Below are 14,539 nucleotides of genomic sequence, written 5' to 3' on the forward strand. Positions count from 1 at the left end.
ACGGTCGGCCGCTTCCCGGCGGATGTTCCTCCTGCCGGGCCACGGCCGTGTGCCCCCCGCCAAGAGAGCCGGGCCCTGGTGTTCCCGGCGCCCGCCCGCCGCGGCGTGCCTGGTCCCGCGCCCGCGGGTGCTCCCTCTCCCGCGGGCCGCTGATCACTTTCCGGTCCACCGGTGAACGGACGGGATCAACGTTGGTGAGAACTCGTCAGACTTTGCCGGGTACGGTCGTGTTTACCGGAGCCCCGCCGGACCCAACCTGAAAGTATGGCTGGGCGCGGAGACCCGCCCGAGGGGACGCCTGAGGGGACACCCGAGGGATTCCCCGGCGGTGGAGAGGACGAGTACCGGTCCGTCGTCTTCGACGAATCGTTCGTACAGGCTGCGCGGCTTCAGGAGTTCTCCGCGCAGGAGCGGATGGGCGCCCACGCGCGCGCCGTGCGCTCCCTCCCCGAGTGGAAGGCCAGGTCCGGTTCCCGGCAGATCCTGGTGCTGGTCGTTCTGGTGGCGCTGGCCTTCGGAACGGCGGTCTATCTGGCCGTCCGCCAGCCGTCTCAGGCGCCCGCCGGCAAGCGGGCCGAGCCGTTGCGTATCACGATGATCCCCCTCGCTCCTCAGGGTCCCGTCCCGGGCGGGACGCCCGCCGATCTCTATGCCCGCAGCCCCGCCGCGCACTATCGCGCCTCCGCCTCCGGCATCAACCTCCCGGGGGCCCGGCGCACCCGCAACTTCTCCGAGAGCCAGGTGATGACCGCGCTCACCATCGCCAAGGACTATCTGGTGGTGTCCTCGCTGGACCCCGATGTCCTCACCGGCGGTGCCGTGCGGCCGGTGAGAGTGCTGCTCGACCCCGATCAGCTGGACCAGTTCGACCGCAGCATGTCGACCCCCGTCGCCGACGGCCACCACGCGGCCACCGGCTGGATGGTGCGCTTCGATCCGGCGAGGGTGGCCCTCGCCGACCCCGAGGTGCGGGTGCGGGGCGGGCTGACCTATCTGGAGGCGGGAGCCGACGCCCTGGAGGTGACCTCGAACCACACCTTCACCTACGCCCTGCGCCCGGCTCGGATCGGCGGCACCCCCGCGGGCAGGGCGGGCAAGGCGTCCCTCTTCACCGTCCGCCGGGAGCTGCATCTCCGCTTCGACCGGGACGACCTCGACCGCCGCCGTACGGAACTGGTCTCCAGCCATGTCCAGGCCGGTCCCCAGGCGTGCTCGGACGACCCCTCCGGCACCCTGCGCCCCCTGCTCGCGGGCCAGCGCGCCACCCCCGGCGTCCCCGCCGGCACCGACCCGTACGCCGCGGGCGACGCCACAGCGGCCCTCTGCGGCTCTCTGTCCCCCTCCGCCCAGCCAAGCCCCTCCCGGAGCGCCCCGAGGCCCTGAGAGGGCGCCAGGGCGGCTGCTCGGGGAGGTCCGGGGCAGCGGTCGGCTGACGCGCTTCGAGTGGTGCTGCTCCGGGAGGGCCCGGGGCAGCGGTCGGTCGACGCGATCCGGGAGGCGCGGGCGTCCCGGGTGCCGGAAGCGGGCTCACTCGTGCCCGCCAGGGCGGCATCGGACGTCCGTGGACCAGCCGGGGCCTTCCCAAGACAAGCCGGGCCTTCCCCTGCCCTCGGCCGGGTACAGCCAGGGCCGGGCAGGGGTGGGGCGCCCGGCGCGGTCCCGCCCGCCGTCCGGGAAGTGCCGGGCTGTCGGCCGTCCGGGCAGCCGGGCGCGCCCGGCTAGCTCGTGCCGTTGCTCCCGCTGCTTCCCCCGTTGCCGCTGGAGGAGCCGCCGGACGCACCGCCGCTCGTGAACTTGTCGCGGAGCTTGCCGCCCAGGTCGCCCGCACCGCCGGCTATGTCGCCGACGAGCTTCATCAGCGGATCCTTGCTCGTACGCACCGTGTCCGCGTAGTGCGAGGCGGACTCGCGGAAGGAGCCCGTCACCGAGGTGTCCTTGTCCTCCGAGCGCCGGGGATAGTGACCGTCCATGATCCGCTGATAGTCGCGGTTCTCCGCCCACTTCTTCAGCTCGGCCGCACGGACCGTGGTGAACGGGTGCGAGCGGGGCAGCACATTGAGGATCTTGAGCACGGAATCGCGGAGGTCGCCCCCCGCCTCGTACTCCTCCGCCTGCTTGAGGAACGCGTCGACGTTCATCTCGTGCAGGTGGTTGCCTCCGGCTATCTTCATCAGGCCCCGCATCGACGCCTGGAGATCCTGGCCCACGAGCAGCCCCGCGCGGTCCGCCGAGAGCTCCGACTTGCGGAACCACTCCCGCAGCGCCGTGACGATGGCCATGATCGCCATATTGCCGAGCGGGATCCAGGCGATCTTCAGCGCCAGATTGGTGAGGAAGAGCAGAATCGTGCGGTAGACGGAGTGGCCCGAGAGCGCGTGGCCCACCTCGTGGCCCACGACCGCCCGCATCTCCTCCTCGTCCAGCAGCTCCACCAGACCGGTGGTGACCACGATGATCGGCTCGTCCAGGCCGATGCACATCGCATTGGGCCGCGGGTCCTGTGTGACATACATCGCCGGGACCTTCTCCAGGTCCAGGATGTAGCAGGCGTCCCTCAGTATGGAGTTGAGATGAGCGAACTGCTCGTCGCCCACCCGGACCGAATCGGAGAGGAAGAGCAGCCGCAGGCTGCGCTCCGGCAGCAGTCCGCTCAGTGCCTTGAAGACGGTGTCGAACCCGCTGAGCTTGCGCAGAGCCACCAGCGCCGAGCGGTCCGCGGGATGTTCGTACGCGCGTGAGGAGATGCCCGGGAAGCGCTTGCGCTGCCTGCTCGGCACACTCTCTTGACTGCTTTCGGTCATTCAAGCCCCCTGTTTGACCCTAATGGTGCGAATTGCATGTAATGACTCGTCCCCCCCCGACAAGCCCCAGCGTAGGCGCTGGTGCCCCAGCGCGTCGGGGGCTGTGGATAACCTGGAAGTGCGGGAGCCGCGCGCCTGGTTTCCACTTGTCTCAGCTGCACGGCACCGCAGGAACGACGCCGTGACAACCACAACGACCGAGTCGGCGTAAGCGTGCCCGAGGGGCCCGCATACGATGTGGGCGAAGTCGACCCGCCTTGATTCCCGATCGATAGGTCCGCTGAAGATGAGCCTCACCAGCACCGCCGCCAACCTGGTCACTCTCGCCGAAGGCGCTGAGCACGGCGGCAATCACGCAAGCCTCGACCCGTACTTCATCGGTGGCAGCGTCCTCTTCGCGCTGCTTCTCCTGCTGTGGATCACCACCCGTTTCAACCGCGACCGCTGAGCCCGGACCGGGCGGACCGGACGAACGTGCCAGTAGGCTCTGCACGCATGGGAGAGCAGGAAGTGCCTACGGGTACCGGTACCGGCAGGCGTCGACTGGGCGTGATGGGCGGGACCTTCGACCCGATCCACCACGGTCACCTGGTGGCCGCCAGTGAGGTGGCCGCCCTTTTCCACCTCGACGAGGTGGTGTTCGTACCGACCGGACAGCCGTGGCAGAAGACCCACAAGGTGGTGTCCCCGGCAGAGGACCGCTACCTGATGACGGTCATCGCCACGGCGTCCAACCCGCAGTTCTCCGTCAGCCGTATCGACATCGACCGCCCGGGGCCGACGTACACGATCGACACCCTGCGGGATCTGCGCTCCCTGAACAAGGACTCCGATCTCTTCTTCATCACCGGAGCCGACGCGCTCTCCCAGATCCTCGGCTGGCGCGACGCGACCGAGCTGTTCTCGCTCGCCCACTTCATCGGCGTGACCCGTCCCGGACACGATCTGACGGACGACGGGCTGCCCGAGGGCAAGGCATCCCTGGTGGAGGTCCCCGCACTGGCGATCTCCTCGACCGACTGCCGTGCGAGAGTCGCGAAGGGGGATCCGGTCTGGTACCTCGTACCGGACGGTGTCGTGCGCTACATCGACAAGCGCCAGTTGTACCGCGGCGTGTGAGCCACGGAGAGGGGCACCGGTGAACGACCAGCACAATCCGTACGACCCGTATTACCAGGAGCCGCGGATCATCGGCTACGACGAGTACGGGCAGCCGGTCTATCAGCAGCCCCAGCAGTACGATCCGTACGCGCAGCAGCAGCCGCAGCATCCCGACCAGCACCAGCAGGGCCAGACCGTCGGCGGGGACTACGCCTACGACCCCTACGCCCCGCAGCAGCCCGTGACCGGGGAACTCCCGCAGTACGACCCGTACGCCCAGCCCCCGCCGCAGGACCAGGGCGGCCGGAGCGCGGAGTACCCGTACGGATACGACGGCGGCACCTACGGCGACGGGTACCCCGGTGGTGGGTACACCGACAGCGGGTACTCCTACGGCCATGACACCGGCGAGCGGCAGGCCGCGGTGGACACCGCCCGGCAGTGGGACGTGGCGCAGCAGTACCAGCAGACGGGGGTCCCGGCCGAATCGCGTACGGCGACGGCCGCACCCGGGGCCGAACCGGCCGGAATTCCGTCCTCCGATCCCGCCTCCCCCGGCTTCCCGCCCGACGGGCCCCTGTCCGACGGCTCCCGTTCCGCCGCCGCGCCCGGGCGGACCGTGCCCGCACCGCGCCGGCCCGGGGACGGCGACCGCGACTACCGCACCGAGCAGTTCTCCTTCATCGAGGAGCCGGACGAGGACTCCGAAGACGTCATCGACTGGCTGAAGTTCACCGAGAGCCGCTCCGAGCGGCGCGAGGAGGCCAAGCGCCGCGGCCGGCACCGTGTGGTCGCTCTCGTCGTCGCCCTGGCGCTCGTCCTCCTGGGCGGTGTCGGCTATCTGTGGGCCGCGGGCAAGCTGCCCGGTCTGTCGGACGGGAAGTCGTCGGACACGGCCACCGGACCGCAGAAGCGGGACGTGATCGTGGTCCATCTGCACAACACCAAGAAGAAGGGCGCCACCTCGACCGCCCTCCTCGTCGACAATGTCACCACCCGGCAGGGCACCACCGTCCTGCTCCCCAACGCGCTCACCGTCGCCAACGACGACGGCACCGGCACCACCCTCGGCAAGTCCGTGGAGGACGACGGCTCCGTGGGCACCCGGGAGGCCGTGGGCGCCCTCCTCGGCGCGAAGATCACCGGCACCTGGCGGCTCGACACCCCGTTCCTGGAGAATCTGGTCGAGCTGGTCGGCACCATCGACCTGACCACCGACACCGTGGTGCCCGGCGACAAGAAGGGCGCCGCTCCGCTGGTGAAGAAGGGTGAGAACCAGACCCTGAACGGCCGGGCGGCCGTCGCGTACGCCACCTATGTCGGCCCGGGCGAGGCCGAGGCGGACCAGCTCCAGCGCTTCGGCCAGGTCATGCAAGGCGTCCTGAAGAAGTTCCCGAGCGAGCCGAAGTCCGCGACCGTCACGGTGGAGACCCTGGGGCAGATCCTCGACCCCTCACTGACCGAGAAGGACCTGGGGGCCTCGCTCGCCAAGCTCGCGGAACACGCCAAGGGGGGCGACTACCGGACCGCGCTGCTGCCGGTCCAGCAGGACGGCACGCTCACCGAGGAGGCGTCGAGCAGCGTCGTCAAGGACATCCTGGGCGGCTCGGTCACGGCTCCGGAGCAGGGCGCGGCCGTGCGCATCGGCATCAAGAACGGCACCGGGAAGACCTCGGCCACCGAGACCGCCCGGGTCGCTCTGGTCAACGGCGGCTACGCGGTCATCGACAGCGGCAAGGCGGAGAGCGTCGCCACCTCGCGGATCACCTACGGTGACGACGCGAAGAAGGAGGAGGCGGCGGAGGTCGCCAAGACACTGGGCCTGCCGGCGGGCGCGGTGAAGAAGGGCACACCCGCCGCGAACGCCGACATCAGCGTCGTCCTGGGCAAGGACTTCAAGGCGACCGGCTGACCCCGGCGGCCGACTGAGCGGAATCCGCGGGTCCGGGGAGCCTGAGCTGCCCGGACCGGCGGCTCCCCGCAATGGGGGCGAGCGTTGTCGGTGGTCCGTGAGACCCTTGAGGGGTTATCCGACCACCGACGAAAGCCTGCTTGTGACCGCTACGGACCGCTCCATCGAGCTTGTCAACACCGCCGCCCAGGCGGCCGCCGACCGGCTCGCGCACGACATCATCGCCTATGACGTCAGCGATGTGCTGTCGATCACCGATGCCTTTCTCCTCGCCTCCGCGCCCAACGACCGCCAGGTCAAGTCGATCGTCGACGAGATCGAGGAGCGGCTGAGCGAGAAGCTGGGCGTCAAGCCGGTCCGCCGCGAGGGCGACCGCGACGCCCGCTGGATCCTCCTCGACTACGTGGACATCGTGGTCCACGTCCAGCACAGCGAGGAGCGTGTCTTCTACGCCCTGGAGCGGCTCTGGAAGGACTGCCCCGAGCTGCCGCTGCCCGAGGACGCCGTGAAGACCCGCGGAAAGGCCAAGGAGCACGCGGAGCTCTCCGGGACAGCGGACGGTGAGTTGAGCTGAACGAGGACGCCTACAAGCGCACGGGCCGCCGTCTCGTCCTGTGGCGGCACGGGCAGACCGCCTGGAACCTGGAGCGCCGATTCCAGGGCACCACGGACATCGCCCTGACCGAGACCGGCGTCGCCCAGGCCCGCCGGGCGGCGCGCCTGCTCGCCTCCCTCAAGCCGGACGCGATCATCGCGTCCGACCTCAGGCGGGCCGCCGCCACGGCCGCCGAGCTCGCCGGGGTGACCGGCCTCGACGTCTCGTACGACTCCGCCCTGCGCGAGACCTACGCGGGTGTCTGGCAGGGGCTGACCCACCGGGAGATCATCGAGCGGCACGGGGAGCAGTACGCGGCCTGGAAGCGCGGCGAGCCCGTGCGCCGGGGCGGCGGCGAGCTGGAGACCGAGGTCGCCGACCGGGCCGCGCCCGTGGTCCTCCACCACGCCGAGAAGCTCCCGGAGGACGGCACTCTGGTCGTCGTCAGCCACGGCGGCACCATCCGCACCACCATCGGCCGTCTGCTCGGCCTGGAGTCCGCGTACTGGGAGAGCCTGGGCGGGCTCTCCAACTGCTGCTGGTCGGTCCTCGGCCAGGGCGCCCGCGGCTGGCGGCTGCTGGAGCACAATGCGGGCACCCTCCCGGAACCGGTCCTCGGCGACGACGACTGACCCGCCCGGCCGCGTCCATGACGCCGGCCCCGGCCCCGTACCTCCGGATTTCACTTTCCGGCAGGTCGCAGGCTAAGGTTCTTCTTGTTCGCAGCGCCGAGCGCGAAGAACACGCGGGGCTATAGCTCAGTTGGTAGAGCGCCTGCATGGCATGCAGGAGGTCAGGAGTTCAATTCTCCTTAGCTCCACATCCCGGAATCCCGTCCTCAGTCGAGGGCGGGATTTCGCTTTTCCCGGCAGCGCCGACCGAAGCGCGCCGGGGCTGCCGGGCACCGGGCGAGCACGCAGGCCGCACGGCTGCCCAGGTCCCACGGGGGCCGATGTCAGGCGGCACCGCCGTCCCGCGCCGCCCGCAGCCTTTCGAGACGCCGGCCGCTCTCCTCGTCGTCCGGCGTGTAAGCGACGATCCTGCACTCCGGCATGCCGTTGATCTCCAGCGACACGGACGTCATCCGCATCTCGCCCGCGTCCTGGTGCCGGAACGTCTTCACCCGTGGCCCGGGGGGCTGCACATTCCCGCTCCGCCACAGCTCGGCGAAGCGGTCGCTCGCCGCCGACAACTCCTTGACGAACGACTCCCACGCGGGCTCGCCCACATGGCGCCCGTACGCACTGCGCAGCTGCGCCACCATCAGCGGAAGCTCCAACTCGTGGCAGACCACCGGACAGTGCTCGGCGTCGGCGGCGGTGAACAGCGCCCACAGCACATTCGACCTGCCGGGGCCCCCGAAGCGGTCGGTCACGAACAGATCGCGGTAGGCGTGGTTGGTCGCCAGCACGTCGTACCGCGCGTTGTAGACCACGGCCGGTCGGGGGTCGAGCGCGTCGATGACGCCCTGGATCTGCGGGCTCACGCTCTGGGAGCCGGGCTGTGTCCCCCCTTCGTACGGAACCTCCGCCAGGTGGTACAGATGCTCCCGCTCCGGACGGTCCAGCCGGAGCGTCCTCGCCACGGCGTCGAGGACCTGCGCCGACACCTTGATCGGACGCCCCTGCTCCAGCCAGGTGTACCAGGTCACACCCACCCCGGAGAGCTGGGCGACCTCTTCGCGGCGCAGCCCCGGGGTGCGCCGCCGCAGCCCCGGCGGCATCCCCACGTCGGCGGGTGCCAGCCGCGCACGACGGCTGCGCAGGAACGCCGCCAGCTCCGGTCTGCGGCGACTCCCCGATCTGCCCCCGCTCTGTGCCTCGCGTGCTGCTCGGGCCTCCCGTGTGGCACGGACCTCCCGTGTCTCCTGTGCCCCGGAAGCCGGGTGATCCGCTCCAGCCGTCGTCATCGCGGTCATACCCCCCATGGTCGATTCCCGGGCTCCTCCTTGCCAGGTGCTGGTGGTACCAGCATCGGCGGGCTCTCACCACCCGTACCAGAATGTCGTCACGCTGCCGGTCATGACGACGACCTCCCGGGAGCCCCGCACTCTCAGTAAAGACCCCGGCACTGACAAGCGCCCCGGCCCGCTGCTGGCCGTCGTGCTCGCCGCGCAGTTCATGGCGCTCCTCGACACCTTCATCGTCAGCGTCGCCGCCCCCACCATCCGCGGTGAACTCGACACCTCCGGCGCGGGGTTGCAGCTCGTCGTCGCCGGCTACACGATCACGTACGCCGTCCTGCTGATCACCGGCGCGAGGCTCGGTGACCGGATCGGCCACCGGCGGGCGTGGCTGGCCGGGCTGGCGCTCTTCACCACCGCCTCCCTGGCCTGCGGGCTCGCCGCCGACACCGGGCAGCTGATCGCGTTCCGGCTGGTCCAGGGCGCGGCGGCGGCCCTGCTGATACCCCAGGTGCTGAGCCTGATCCAGCGGAACCACGTCGGCGAGGCGCGGGTCAGGGCGCTCGGCGCCTACTCCGCCGTGATCGCCACCGGAGCCGTCGCCGGACAGGTCGCCGGCGGCATCCTGGTCAGCGCGGATCTCCTCGGTCTGACCTGGCGGCCCGTCTTCCTGGTCAATGTGCCGATCGGTCTCGCGCTGCTGGTGCTGGGCATGCGGGTGCTGCCGCGTGATCAGCGCGAGGGGAGCGCGGCCGTCCGGCCGCTCGACCTCCCGGGGCTGGTGCTCCTCTCGGCCGCCGTATCCCTGTTCACCGTGCCGCTGGTGCTCGGCCAGGAGGAGGGCTGGCCCGCCTGGACCTGGATCTCCCTGATGGCGTCCGTGCTGCCCTTCGGCGCGTTCGCCGCGTACGAGTCACGGCTGGCCCGGCGCGGCGGCGCTCCGCTGATCGCCCCACGGGTGCTGCGGAACCCGGGGATGGGCCTGGCCGTGCTGCGCATCCTCGTGGTGATGGCCGTGAACGCGGGGTTCGTCTTCGCCGCCACCCTCCACGTCCAGGGCGGCCTCGGCTACGGCGCCCTGCGGTCGGGGCTGATGTTCGCCCCCACCGCCCTGGTCTTCGGGGTGGTCGGACTGACCTGGCGGCGCTGGCCCGCGCGACTGCAAACGGCCCTGGTACCCGGCGGGTTCGTCCTGACGGCACTCTCCTCGGCCGCGGTGGGGGCGCTGCTGCGGGACGGCGGCGACGGCGGGCCGCTGCTGTACGTGGCGCTCCTGGGCGTCGGCGCCGGCATGGCGGGCGCGTACAGCCCCACACTCACCCGGGCGCTGGCGACCGTGCGCCAGGAGGACGCGGCGGACGCCAGCGGGCTGTTGGTGACCGTCACCCAGGTTGGACAGGTCCTGGGAGTCGCCGTTTTCGGCACGCTGTTCCTGAACCGGCAGACCGGACCGGGGGCGGAGGGCTCCGCCGACGGCATGTGGATCTGCGCCACGGCCCTCGCCGTCGCGTCAATCCTCGGGGCTGTGGCCGGTCTCGTACACAAACGCCCCTGACCATCTTGCGTGGCCATGGCAGAATCGGACGGCCGGAGGGGACACCGGCCAGAACGGGAAGGAGTGCACGATGTCCGCCAGCAGGAGCCAGGAGACCGATGCCCTGCTCACCACGGCGGACGTGACCGCACTCCTGAGATGCCCGTCCTGCGGATCTGCGCATGTCGCCCAGGTCCTCGGCGACAATGGTGGAGTTTCTTACGTGTGCACGTCCTGCGGCCACAGCTGGAGCTGACTGATGGGGGCACACAGGCGTAAATGCGACTGGTGCGGCAGTGGTACACCCATTGTCCGGGACATGGACCCGCTGAATCCCGAGTACCAGTACTGGTGCGAGGAATGCGCGCGGGCGCTGATCATAAAGGGCGACCCCATCGAGACCTACCGGGAACTCGAGGGCGAACCCATCTACGGGCGTCTCCTGGACGAGCACTGCGCGCTGAAGCGCTTCTACTCGTTCGCGACGGCTTAGCCGGGCACCGGCCGGGGTCCGCACAGGACCTCCGGGGGGTCTGCGGGCGCGGTCCGGCCCGCCCGGCCGCGCGGCGCCGTTGCCGCCCTCCGCCCCCCGTGCGGGAGGCGGATATGGATTTGGTGAAGCACCAGGGGGAGCGTTAATGTTGGCGATGTCGCCCCCGAGGGAAACCTCCGGTCGGGCGGCATCTCGCAAGGGGCTATAGCTCAGTTGGTAGAGCGCCTGCATGGCATGCAGGAGGTCAGGAGTTCAATTCTCCTTAGCTCCACAGGCTTCACTGCGCAAGCACTGGAGGGAAGAACCCGCCGGGACCGTCGGTCCGGCGGGTTTTCTGTCGTCTCGGAAGGTTTGGATCCCGGGCGACGACAGAGGAGGGCGGGCCACGATCGGGTGACCCGCCCGTCCCCAACACGGGTCCGGCACACGGGCGGTGGGCCCGTCAGCCGCGTCCGCTGCCCAGTTCCTTGCGCCTCGCGGCGGGCAGTGCGGGCCGTGCGGTCCCCGGCGCCGGATCGGAGGTCTGCTCGATACGCATCGCCAGCCCGGGACACCGCCGTACGGCCCGCTGGGCACGCCCCCGCAGATGCGCCGGCACCACGGCGTCGGCCACGGACGGGTAGCCGTCCGGGTTGAGCCGGATGAGCTCGGGGACGATGTCGGCGCAGAGCCCGTGCCCCTGGCAGAGCGTCCAGTCGATGACGACCTTCTCGCCGCTCGGGGCCGACTCCTCCGCCTCCTCGTACCCCGGCATCGGCAGCGGCAGCACCCCGGTCGTCTCGCGGCCGCAGCCCCCGTGCAGCACATGGGCGGCCAGATCGTCCGTGAACGCGGACAGGGTGGACGCGAAGAAACGCGCCGAGCCGTCCGGATGCTTGCACGCCCCCCGGCCCTTCACGGCCTGTGTCACCTCCCGCAGGGCCTCCAGCGCGGCCGGGCCGCCGCCGTTCATGACATCCGCCAGACCGCCCGCCGCGGCGGGCAGCCCCAGCCTGCACGGACCGCACTGCCCCGCGGTCTCGGCGGCCAGCCAGTTGGCCACCCGCAGAGCTTCCCCCAGCGGACAGGTCTCCGGGCCGATGGGCAGGATCGCCCCCGCGCCCAGGGAACCCCCGACGGCAGCCAGCGACTCGCGCGAGACCACCGCCTCGTGCACGGCGACCGAGTCGATCCAGTTGCCGTGGTAGCCGCCGGTCAGCACCCCCTGGGGGAGCGGCGGAGCGCCCGCCAGCTGGAGCACGTAGCGCAGCGGCACACCCGTGGGCACCTCGACGACCATGGGGCGTGCGACGGCCCCGGAGATCGTCAGCATCACCGTGCCCGGTTCGGAGCCCGTCCCGGTGTTGCCGTAGCGGCGGGCGCCGATACGGGCGGCGATCGCGAGCTGTGCGTACGTCTCCGCGTTCGACAGCAGCGTCGGCGCGCCCCCGACGCCGGTGTCGGCCGCCCGGACCCGGCGTCCGGGCGGCAGGGCGGGACCGCCGTTGATCGCCCGGATGACCGAGGACGCCTCACCGGAGACCATCCGCTCGGGCGTCCGGACGATCCGCGCGCGCAGCCGCTGCCCGCGCCGGTCCGACAGCCCGCGCTCGGCCAGCGCGGCCCGCATCGATATCTCCGTGGAATTGCGGGTCACCGCGACGACCAGCGTGCGCGCGCCCAGTGCCTCGGCCGCCAGCAGCGCGCCGTCCAGGATCAGATGGGGCGCGCGGTTGAGCAGCACGGTGTCCTTGCGGCAGGCGGGTTCCCCCTCACTTCCGTTGACCACGACGACGGGCCGCACCCCGCGCCGGATCGCGGACTTGGCCACGGCGCGCAGCTTCTGTCCGAAGGGGAAGCCGGCGCCTCCGCGGCCGCGGAGGGATATCTCCTCGGCGAGCTGCGCGAGCCGCTCGCCGGTGACCGGCTCCAGGGGGCCGTGCACCTTGAGGTGCATCTGGAGATCCAGGCGCTCGACGAGGTCGAACCCCTGGGTGAGCTGGGGAAGGCCGACGACGCGGACCTCGGGGACATCGGGGAGGGGGATGTTCAAGGTCGGTCTCCTGCGGGCGAGTTCCAGGGCTCTCCCGCCTGTGGCGGGAAGAGCGGGCCGGGCATCGCCTGTGTGGTGTCGTCGTACGCATCGGTTCGGCCGGTGTCGTACGGGGAGGGGGGTGGCGCGTACGGGGAGTCGGCTGCCCGGTACTGGCCGGCCACGGGTGTCCCGTGGCCGACGGGAGCGCCGGACTCCGGGGTGTCGTGGGGCGCGGTTCCGGGCCACTGGGCCGGGTACGGCGGGGTGTCGAAGCCGGTGCCGTTCGGGGGCGTTCCGGTCACCGTGCCCTGGGCGGGAGTGTCGGAAGCCTGAGTTCCGTACCCGGGGGAGTCGTACGCGGCCGGTTCGTACGCCGCTGGTCGGTACGCCGCCGGCTCGTACGCGGGAGGGTCGTAGGCGGGCGGGGCGTACGACGGCGGAACGGCCTGGATCGGCTCGTACATGAACATCTGCGCGAGGGGCGGCGCAGGCTCGGAAACGAGCGGCTGGGACGGCTGCGGCGGGGGCTCGGAGACGAGGGCGCGGCCGGGGGGCGGCGGCGACGGCGTGGGCCACACGCCGGGGCCGGGGCCCTCTTCGGAGACGACGGGCAGTTCCTCGGTCATCGGAATGCGCTCGGCCAGCGGAGCGGACGGCTCGCCCGCGAGGGACACCGCGCGGTACGCGGCCGAGATGCCGGTTCCGGCGGGGATGCCGCCCGTGGCGGGATCCGAGGCCGGGGGCGGTGGTGCTTCGTAGAGCTGGGGGGAGGGGGCCGCGAGCGTCGGCCGCCGGCGGGGCGGGGCGAGAGCCGCCGGACCCGGGGCCGTCTCGCGCCGGAGGTCCGTTTCGTAGAAACGATCGGACGGTACTCGGTCCCCGCCGCCGAGACCGGCCGCCGCCGGTCCACCGCTCCCGCCCGGGAGGAGGGAACCGGCCGCATCACGCCGTGCGCCCTCCCCGCGGTCCTCGGAACCACCCCCGGTCAGCCTGAGGACCTTGCTCGACAGGCGGCGCTGCACGGGGCGCGGCAAGAGGCGTATCGATACGGCAGCCGCGACGGCCAGGAGTGCCAGGCAGTACATCGTCACGACCCAGGCCGCCGCCGGCCGGCCCGAGAACAGACCGTGGATCAGTGCGAAGCACCAGGCGGGATACGCCAGCATGTGCAGGGGGCGCCACCGTCCGGCCCCTCTGACATTGCCCGCCAGCGCGCTGCGCAGCGCGCCGGTCGTGCCCGCGACGACCATCAGGAATCCGGCCGCGGAGCCGAAGCCGATGAGTCCGGCCGTACCGCCGGCCCCGAGGCCGAACGGCACCAGGGCGCCGATCAGGTCCACATGCCCGAGCGACACTTTGACGGTGGCGTGGAGCAGCAGAAATCCGAGGGAGGCCGTCGCTGTCGCACGGTGGACGGCCTGGGCGAGGAGCCGGTGGCGCGGTGACAGCAGCAGCCGGTCCGTCGCGATGAGCCCCCACGCGATGGACGCGGTCAGGGACAGCAGCGACAGGACCCCGGTGGTGTGGTCGAGCGCGGCGCGGAAGCCGTCGCTCGCGCCGACGGCGAGCAGGGGGATGAGCACGAACGCCGCCACGGTGAGGCCACCCTGCACCGGGCGGCTGAGCCCGCCGCTCGGCGGCGGCGACGAACGGCTCTTGCGATGAGGCTTCATGGGGCAACTCCGAGGGTGCGGGAAATGCGGTCCCGTTGACGCATGCTAAGTCGACCCATACCGAGCGGTACGACGTTTCAGTGTTTAGGCAGGCGAACCACGGCCAAATCGCGCTGGTGTTGTCCCGGATAGGGGCGATACGCGGGGTAACGCCGACCGTCGAGAACCAGCCGGTCCGCCCCCGCGGGGCACTCGTCGTCGATCCCCTGCTCCCTTCACTCCTCCGGCGCCGGACGCGCCGCTCGTTCCGCGCTGCTGCGAGGGCGACCGGTTGATCTCCCTACGGAGGGGCGGTCGATCTCCCTACGGATAGATACGGCGTTCGCCGCGGGTTGTCTCGATGAGGTCCCGGTCCGTTCCGGCTCCGCGCGGAGGTTTCGCGCGACGGCGATTCCCGGCCGGGACCGGCCGTCGCACGGGGTGGCGGGCCGGGCCCGCCACGGGGTATCCCGCGCGCGTCCGGAACATCCGCTGCGGTACCCTGACGCCATGCGTGCCGTACGCCTTCTGCTT

General features: G+C 71.4%; 13 protein-coding genes and 2 tRNA genes. 11 read left to right on the plus strand and 4 right to left on the minus strand.

The features are described from left to right. The first annotated feature begins 264 nt into the window (after positions 1-264). Entirely contained in the window at positions 265-1,383 is a 1,119-nt protein-coding gene (locus tag ACFYT4_RS00425) for a hypothetical protein (RefSeq protein ID WP_389263750.1), read from the plus strand. A 335-nt stretch (positions 1,384-1,718) separates the two neighbouring features. Here the strand turns inward: ACFYT4_RS00425 and ACFYT4_RS00430 are convergent, their stop codons facing one another. Beyond that, a complete protein-coding gene (locus tag ACFYT4_RS00430; protein WP_389263752.1) occupies positions 1,719-2,801 on the minus strand; it encodes a M48 family metallopeptidase in 1,083 nt (360 codons plus the stop codon). A 286-nt stretch (positions 2,802-3,087) separates the two neighbouring features. Here ACFYT4_RS00430 and ACFYT4_RS00435 point away from each other — a divergent pair, with 286 nt between their 5' ends. The 6 genes from ACFYT4_RS00435 (at position 3,088) to ACFYT4_RS00460 (ending at position 7,229) form a co-directional block, all read left to right on the plus strand. Next, positions 3,088-3,249: a hypothetical protein gene (locus ACFYT4_RS00435; protein WP_389263754.1), complete on the plus strand. Its 162-nt coding sequence runs from the start codon at positions 3,088-3,090 to the stop codon at positions 3,247-3,249. 47 nt (positions 3,250-3,296) lie between these two features. Beyond that, the gene (gene nadD / locus ACFYT4_RS00440; RefSeq protein ID WP_389263756.1) at positions 3,297-3,920 is read left to right on the plus strand and encodes a nicotinate-nucleotide adenylyltransferase; all 624 of its coding nucleotides are present in this window, start codon (positions 3,297-3,299) and stop codon (positions 3,918-3,920) included. 19 nt (positions 3,921-3,939) lie between these two features. Next, positions 3,940-5,814, plus strand: coding sequence for a LytR C-terminal domain-containing protein (locus tag ACFYT4_RS00445; RefSeq protein ID WP_389263758.1), 1,875 nt, complete (start codon positions 3,940-3,942; stop codon positions 5,812-5,814). A 142-nt stretch (positions 5,815-5,956) separates the two neighbouring features. Beyond that, complete coding sequence (gene rsfS / locus ACFYT4_RS00450; protein WP_389263760.1) at positions 5,957-6,388, plus strand: ribosome silencing factor; 432 nt, start codon at positions 5,957-5,959, stop codon at positions 6,386-6,388. Beyond that, positions 6,385-7,041, plus strand: coding sequence for a histidine phosphatase family protein (locus tag ACFYT4_RS00455; RefSeq protein WP_389264232.1), 657 nt, complete (start codon positions 6,385-6,387; stop codon positions 7,039-7,041). The genes rsfS and ACFYT4_RS00455 overlap by 4 nt, the downstream gene beginning before the upstream one ends. A 115-nt stretch (positions 7,042-7,156) precedes the next feature. Further along, positions 7,157-7,229 (plus strand) — tRNA-Ala (locus tag ACFYT4_RS00460). A 135-nt stretch (positions 7,230-7,364) separates the two neighbouring features. Here ACFYT4_RS00460 and ACFYT4_RS00465 read toward each other — a convergent pair. Further along, the gene (locus ACFYT4_RS00465) at positions 7,365-8,327 is read right to left on the minus strand and encodes a helix-turn-helix transcriptional regulator (RefSeq protein WP_389263762.1); all 963 of its coding nucleotides are present in this window, start codon (positions 8,325-8,327) and stop codon (positions 7,365-7,367) included. A 103-nt stretch (positions 8,328-8,430) separates the two neighbouring features. Between ACFYT4_RS00465 and ACFYT4_RS00470 the strand changes: the two genes are divergently transcribed. The 4 genes from ACFYT4_RS00470 (at position 8,431) to ACFYT4_RS00485 (ending at position 10,610) form a co-directional block, all read left to right on the plus strand. Next, positions 8,431-9,867, plus strand: coding sequence for an MFS transporter (locus ACFYT4_RS00470; protein ID WP_389263764.1), 1,437 nt, complete (start codon positions 8,431-8,433; stop codon positions 9,865-9,867). 70 nt (positions 9,868-9,937) lie between these two features. Then, complete coding sequence (locus tag ACFYT4_RS00475) at positions 9,938-10,102, plus strand: hypothetical protein (RefSeq protein WP_389263766.1); 165 nt, start codon at positions 9,938-9,940, stop codon at positions 10,100-10,102. Between the two features lie 3 nt (positions 10,103-10,105). After that, a complete protein-coding gene (locus ACFYT4_RS00480; protein ID WP_389263768.1) occupies positions 10,106-10,339 on the plus strand; it encodes a hypothetical protein in 234 nt (77 codons plus the stop codon). A 198-nt stretch (positions 10,340-10,537) separates the two neighbouring features. Beyond that, positions 10,538-10,610 (plus strand) — tRNA-Ala (locus ACFYT4_RS00485). 171 nt (positions 10,611-10,781) lie between these two features. Here the strand turns inward: ACFYT4_RS00485 and ACFYT4_RS00490 are convergent. Together ACFYT4_RS00490 and ACFYT4_RS00495 are read right to left on the minus strand one after the other, a co-directional pair. Then, positions 10,782-12,371 (minus strand): ferredoxin, encoded by a 1,590-nt coding sequence (locus tag ACFYT4_RS00490; RefSeq protein ID WP_389263770.1) that lies wholly within the window; start codon positions 12,369-12,371, stop codon positions 10,782-10,784. Next, complete coding sequence (locus ACFYT4_RS00495) at positions 12,368-14,026, minus strand: hypothetical protein (RefSeq protein WP_389263772.1); 1,659 nt, start codon at positions 14,024-14,026, stop codon at positions 12,368-12,370. Before ACFYT4_RS00495 ends, ACFYT4_RS00490 begins: the two co-directional genes overlap by 4 nt. Positions 14,027-14,539 lie beyond the last annotated feature (513 nt).

The sequence above is a fragment of the Streptomyces sp. NPDC004609 genome (assembly GCF_042873655.1).
Lineage (GTDB): Bacteria > Actinomycetota > Actinomycetes > Streptomycetales > Streptomycetaceae > Streptomyces.

Coding starts and splice junctions, on each gene's coding strand:
- nadD (WP_389263756.1), top strand. CDS start 3,297: ATGGGAGAGCAGGAAGTGCCTACGGGTACCGGTACCGGCAGGCGTCGA.
- ACFYT4_RS00480 (WP_389263768.1), top strand. CDS start 10,106: ATGGGGGCACACAGGCGTAAATGCGACTGGTGCGGCAGTGGTACACCC.
- ACFYT4_RS00475 (WP_389263766.1), top strand. CDS start 9,938: ATGTCCGCCAGCAGGAGCCAGGAGACCGATGCCCTGCTCACCACGGCG.
- ACFYT4_RS00430 (WP_389263752.1), bottom strand. CDS start 2,801: ATGACCGAAAGCAGTCAAGAGAGTGTGCCGAGCAGGCAGCGCAAGCGC.
- ACFYT4_RS00435 (WP_389263754.1), top strand. CDS start 3,088: ATGAGCCTCACCAGCACCGCCGCCAACCTGGTCACTCTCGCCGAAGGC.
- ACFYT4_RS00495 (WP_389263772.1), bottom strand. CDS start 14,026: ATGAAGCCTCATCGCAAGAGCCGTTCGTCGCCGCCGCCGAGCGGCGGG.
- ACFYT4_RS00470 (WP_389263764.1), top strand. CDS start 8,431: ATGACGACGACCTCCCGGGAGCCCCGCACTCTCAGTAAAGACCCCGGC.
- ACFYT4_RS00425 (WP_389263750.1), top strand. CDS start 265: ATGGCTGGGCGCGGAGACCCGCCCGAGGGGACGCCTGAGGGGACACCC.
- ACFYT4_RS00465 (WP_389263762.1), bottom strand. CDS start 8,327: ATGACCGCGATGACGACGGCTGGAGCGGATCACCCGGCTTCCGGGGCA.